Here is a 5,813-nt window from a genome sequence, read left to right on the forward strand (position 1 = left end):
CGCCCGCCGGCGCCGCGACGACGCTGGTGGGCGGCGGCGTGGCGTTGACGGGCGTAGGCGCGCCAGTGGGCGGCGCGATCGCCACGGCAGGCGGCGCGGTGACGGCGGTCGGCGGTGGCGTGACCGCGGTGGGTGCGGCCACGGGGTCGGCGACGGACGTGCTCGACGCGACGGTCGATTGGGTGCTCGACGACAAGTCGCCGAGCCTGGGGGCGCTCGCGGAGCAGGCGGCGGAGCGCGGCGTCAACTGGGCGCTGACGAAGCTGCCGGGCGGCGGGCGCCTGCTGTCGCGCTTCTTCCCGAAGAAGCATCCGCCGGCGAAGAAGCCCGATCCCAAGCCGCATCCGGACAAGCATGAGGCGGACAAGCCGGACGGCGGCAAGACGCAGAAGAAGGCGCCGGAAGACAAGAAGCAGCCCAAGGAATGCTGCCCGCAGAATCAGGGGCCAGGCAAGGCGGCGACGCGGAGCCGACGGCCTATCCACTACGGCACCGGGGACGAGCTGCTTTCGGAACTCGATGCCGAGATCGACGGCCTGATCCCCGTCGCGTGGTTGCGCACCTATCGATCGAGCCACGCCGCGTACGACCGCGGGCTGCTCGGGGCGCGATGGACGGCGCAGTACCTGGTGCGCTTGAGCATCGGTGCGCGCGGCATGGCGTACCACGACGCGACCGGACGGACCGTGCAGATGCCGCTGTTGTCGATCGGCGGATCGATCGACGACGCTTTCGAGGCCTTCACGCTGACGCGGGTCGGCGAATGGCGCTTCGAGCTGCAGTGGCGCGACGGCAGCCTCGACGTCTTCGAGCGGCCGCGCTGCGGTGCGCTGGCGGTGGATGTGATGCCGCTCGGCCTGGAGGGGCTGAAGCCGCGATCACGGCGCCTGCTCGAAGAGCCCGCGCCGCGCAGGGAAATCGTCCAGTGCTGCTATCTGACGGAGCAGCGACGTCCGGACGGCCTGTCCGTGCGGCTGGACTGGTTGCCGGGCTGGGAAGCGGCCATGCTGCCGCAGCGCCTGGACGAGGACTTCACGGTGCTTCGCATCACGGCGCCCGGCGACATCGTGCTGGAGGCTCACGCGGCGCCGACGGGCGCGTTGACCGACGCGCAACGCGCCTGCCACGGCGCCTTGCGGATCGGCCGGCTGGTCCGGCGCCTTGCCGTCGACCATGCCGTCCACGGTGACGTCGCCGGCGAGTCGACGACCGGGTGGCAGGTCTTGACGCGTTACGCCTACGGCCTCGAAGCGCCGCGCGACGGTGCGGACCTGTCGGCCCTGGACCTGCTCGGACGCAAGGATGCGCTGGGGCATCTCTGGCGCTACCACTACGACACGCACCTGCTGACGCGATACGTCGACCCGACCGGAGGCGCCTGGATGCTCCGCTGGCAGGGCGCCGACGTGCTGTTCCAGTCGGTCATCGCCAACGGGACGACGACTGATGATGCGGTCGACGTCGCGACCGGGCTCGGCAAGGAGATGACGCCCACGGGCGATGTCGCGCCGGACCATCGCGGTTCCTGGTCGCCGCTCACCAGCCATTGGGCGCGTGCGATCTTTGCCGCCGCGGAGGACGGCACGGAGCCGGTGCACATCGACTACGTCGACGCCGACACGACCCGTGTCCGGCAGAGCGACGACAGCGTCTGGACCTACCGGTTCAACGCCAACAACCTGTGCGTGGACGTGCGGGTACAGGACCACGCGGGCGCGGAAGCCCGCCGGCTGGGTACCCGCCGCTGGAGCGACGCAGGCGACCTGCTCGAAGAGACCGACGCCGCCGGCCACACGACGCGCTTCACCTACGACGCGCAGGGCCGCCTGCTCAGCACCACCGATGCGATGGGCGGCCGGACGGTGCTGCAGTACGACGAGCGGAACCAGCCGGTCCGGACCATCGATGCGATGGGGCACGTGCAGGAGCGCGCGTTCGATGCCGAGGGTCGCGTCGTGGCGCAGACCGATGCGCTGGGCCGCGTCACACGGATGGCCTACAACGTCTTCGGCCAGTTGCGGGAGCTGATCGACGCCGCCGGTCGTGCGAAGACCTATGTCTACGACGGCGGCAGCCGTCTGCTCGCCTATGTCGATTGTTCCGGGTCCGAGACCCGCTTCGACTGGGATGCGCGCGGCCGCCTCGTCGCCCGGACCGATGCGCTGGGGCACAGCGTGCGTTACGGCTGGGATGAGATCGACCGCCTGGTGGCCATCCGTCATCCCGACGGAGGCGAAGAGAGATTCAGCTACGACGCCATGGGCCGTCTGCTCGTCCACATGGACGGGGTGGGGCGCCAGACCACCTATCGCTACCAGATGCAGGGGCTGCCGATCGAGCGCATCGATGCAGCAGGCCAGCGGCTGCAGTATCGCTACGACCGCGCGCTGCGGCTGGTCGAGCTGATCAATGGCAATGGCGAGTCCTGTCGACTGGCCTATGACGCGCAAGGGCGGCTGATCCAGGAGACGGGATTCGACGGACTCGTCAGCCGCTACGACTACGACGCCGCGGGCGAACTGGTCGCCAGCCTGCGAGGGTCGATCCGCACGGACTATGTGCGCGACGCGCTTGGCCGGATGGTGGCGCGCGTGACGCCGGACGGACAGGAGCGATTCGCCTGGGATCCGTTGAGCCGGGTCATCGCGGTCGAGAACGCGGCGGCGCAGTCGCGACTGCGGTGGGATGCGGCGGGACAACTCATTGAAGAACGTCAGCGCATCGAGTTGGCGCCCGAGCGCGTGCGGCCGGATCCCGCTGGCGCCTGGCCCGACGCGGCTGAACGCGGCACCGCGGCCGCGTCCTTCCTGCTGCGGCATGAGTACGACGCGCTGGGGCAGCGCGTGGCGACACGCCTGCCCAACGGGCGGGTGGTGCAGACGCAGCGTTATGGGCCGGGCCACTGGCACGGCGTGTTGTGGCAAGGGCGGCCGCTGGCCGACGTCGATCGCGACGCGCTGCATCGCGAGACCCGTCGCAGCTTGGGCGGGCTCCGCCGCGCCGGCATGCGGCGCGAGCTGCGCTACGACCGCGCGTCGCGCTGGACGCGCAGCGTCTTCGGATTCGGCGATGCGGCGCCGGGCGCGCTCCGCGAGCGCGAGTACGGCTATGCGCGGACGGGAGACATCGAACGCATCGACGACTCCGTGCTCGGTGAATTGCGGTACACGCATGACGTGGTGGGGCAACTGATGTCCGCGGTCCAGCCGGGACTGCGGGAGACCTTCGCGTTCGATCCGGCGGGCAATCTCGTGCCCTTGCCGGGCGGGACCTCGGGCACCTCGGGTCCTTCGGTGCTCGGCGGGAAAAACGCAGCGGCGCTGCCCGCGGCGCCGGTGCGAGGCAACGTCGTGAGTCAGGCGCGGGGCTGGCACTACGCACACGATGCAGACGGCAATGCGGTCCGCAAGCACTGGGTCCAGGACGATGCCGCCAACGAGGCGGCGATCGGTGTCGGGATCGATGCGCTGAGTCTGCAATACGACGCGCATCAGCGGTTGGTCCGAGCCGATCGAAAGACAACCCACGGCGTGTTGACGAGTCGCTACGCCTACGACGCGATGGGCCGTCGCGTGCTCAAGCGCGTGGCGGCGCCGGACGGTGAGCGCGTCACCGTGTTCGTCTGGAACGGCGACCTCATGGTGCAGGAGATCGACGCGCAAGGCAGCGTGGCCTACGTGCACGAGCCCGACAGCTTCACGCCGCTGGCGCGGGTCCGCGGCGCGGACACGCTGGCGGCCTTCGGCAGCGCGTCGGTGGCCTTCGCGCCTGTGATCGCGTGGGATCGACCGGATGCGCCTTCCGCGGAGCCGGATGCGCACGTGCGCTGGTACCGGCGCCTGGAACGATGGCGCGTGGACTGCGAGGCCGAACAGGCGGCGCAGACGCGTTGGGACGGCGCCGACGCTGCGAACGACGAGGTGCTTTTCTACGAGTGCGACCACCTCGGCATGCCGCTGGCGCTGCTGGACGAGAAGGGCCGTGCGCGCTGGCGCGCCCGCTACCGCGCCTGGGGTCGCCTGGCGTGGACCGACGTTGACGAGGTCCGCCAGCCCTTGCGCTTCCAGGGACAGTACGAGGACGAAGAGACAGGGCTCTTCTACAACCGGCATCGCTACTACGATCCGGATGCGGGGCGGTATCTGACGCAGGATCCGATCGGGTTGATGGGCGGAATCAATCCCTATCAGTACGCGCCGGATCCCGTGCAGTGGATCGATCCGCTGGGGCTGAAGAAGGGCAAGGGCGGTTGTGACCCCTGCTGCGGAAAGGATCCGGCCACGGAGGCGCGCAGCTGGCAGGGCACCACACCGTATGACGGCAAGGACAGTTACACCAACGTTGTGATGAAGAAGGGTACGGTGCTCTACACCCTGTATCCGCACGGGCCGGCGCCCGGCAACTATTTCGTGAAGGGTGGCGAAGTGCTCGGGGCCAAATCGGCGCGCGACTACAACGATGCGCTGCAGGTCGCGCACAAGGACAATTGGAAGAGTCCGAAGGCGCGTGACATGCGGACCCAAGTGCACGCCTATGTCCTGAAAGAGGATACCTGCGTGGCCATGGGCAAGGCCGCAGCCAACCCGCATCTCGGCAAGGGGGGCGGCGTCCAGTACTTCATGTCCAACTCCGAGAAGGGCAACCTGTCGGACACGTTCAGGATCATCAAACTGGGCAAATGAGAAAGGTCGGCAAGTGAATCTCGATATCGATGTGGTGGCGGGGCGAGTCCTGGTGGATGGCAAGGTCGTCTGGGAGACTGCTGCGCCGAAGGCGCAACCGAATGATGGACGTCCCGTCCGCTACCTGGATCTGGCGGCGAGCCTGGTGATCGCCGAAGAAGAAGGGAAGGGCGTGGTGGCGGCTGTCCTGTTCGACGAAGAGGAGTTCCCCGATTCGATCGTGACGAGCAGCATCGTCAAGCGCTTTGCGAAGAAGACCGGCATCACACCTGAGATGGTCGCCAGACCGATGGCCCTTGCCCGCTTTCCGTGGGGAGAGATCGAGTTTTCGGTGGACCCGAAGCAGGGCGATCTGTCGATCGTGGTGAGCAGCCGTTGAAGGGGCGGCGTTGATATGGTCTCCATCGCCCCAGGGCGAGTGATGAGCAAACCTTCCTCCTGGAGCCGCTGGCCCTCGTCGCCTCACCTCCGCTTCCGTTGCTCGACCAACTGGCACGCGATGTCGGATGAAGAGGCGGCGACGATCGCCGGCACGTCCGCTGCGGAGATCCGGGCGCGGGTTCGGGATCCCTCCACCGCCGCTGACTGGGTCTCGCTCGTCTACCGGCTCCCCGAAGGCCTGCGCCAGGTCTTGCTCGAAGAGCTTGATCGGGGAAACCTGCTGGTTGAGATCGCAGAATCCTCCTGGCCGACTCCGCGCTCCATCATCGGAACCATGCATGATCGTTTCCACGGGGAAGGCAGGACCTGGCCCCCGGGCGTCGTCTGGCAGCAGGTGAACGACCCGCGGCAGTGGCGGGAAGATGTTTCCGAGATCCTCGACGACCAGGAATTCCTGTTGATGACCTGAGCTGGGTCATGTCTTGCCGGCCCGTTCTGATAATTCTGCGAAATTCGTCCGCGCCAGTCCCAATCTCGGGAGTGACTTTCGACCGTTGTGGTGATCTCGGGTGATCCCTAGCCTCCGGGGTGTCGACCTGACCCTTGGTGCCATGGCCTCACCTTTCCGCCTCAAGACCGCCTTGCCTGAAGACACTCTGCGCGTGCACACCTGTGTGTCGCGGGAGGGTCTGAGCGACGCCGGAGACACCACGCTGACGCTGCTGAGCGAGCGCAAGGACATCCAGGCCT

Annotated in this window: 3 protein-coding genes; all 3 read left to right on the forward strand. The window is 68.1% G+C overall.

From position 1 onward, the window contains the following. Nucleotides 1-4,682 (forward strand): RHS repeat-associated core domain-containing protein (locus VF536_RS05015; RefSeq protein ID WP_331613704.1); only part of this gene is annotated, 4,682 nt, incomplete at its 5' end. Between the two features lie 13 nt (nucleotides 4,683-4,695). Further along, entirely contained in the window at nucleotides 4,696-5,061 is a 366-nt protein-coding gene (locus VF536_RS05020; RefSeq protein ID WP_331613705.1) for a hypothetical protein, read from the forward strand. Nucleotides 5,062-5,103: 42 nt separating this feature from the next. Then, the gene (locus VF536_RS05025; protein WP_331613706.1) at nucleotides 5,104-5,532 is read left to right on the forward strand and encodes a hypothetical protein; all 429 of its coding nucleotides are present in this window, start codon (nucleotides 5,104-5,106) and stop codon (nucleotides 5,530-5,532) included. Nucleotides 5,533-5,813 lie beyond the last annotated feature (281 nt).

The organism is Roseateles sp. (genome assembly GCF_036486225.1).
Taxonomy (GTDB): domain Bacteria; phylum Pseudomonadota; class Gammaproteobacteria; order Burkholderiales; family Burkholderiaceae_C; genus Roseateles.

Excerpts from the sequence above, each read along its gene's own strand:
- VF536_RS05025 (WP_331613706.1), top strand. The coding sequence starts at position 5,104 with ATGAGCAAACCTTCCTCCTGGAGCCGCTGGCCCTCGTCGCCTCACCTC.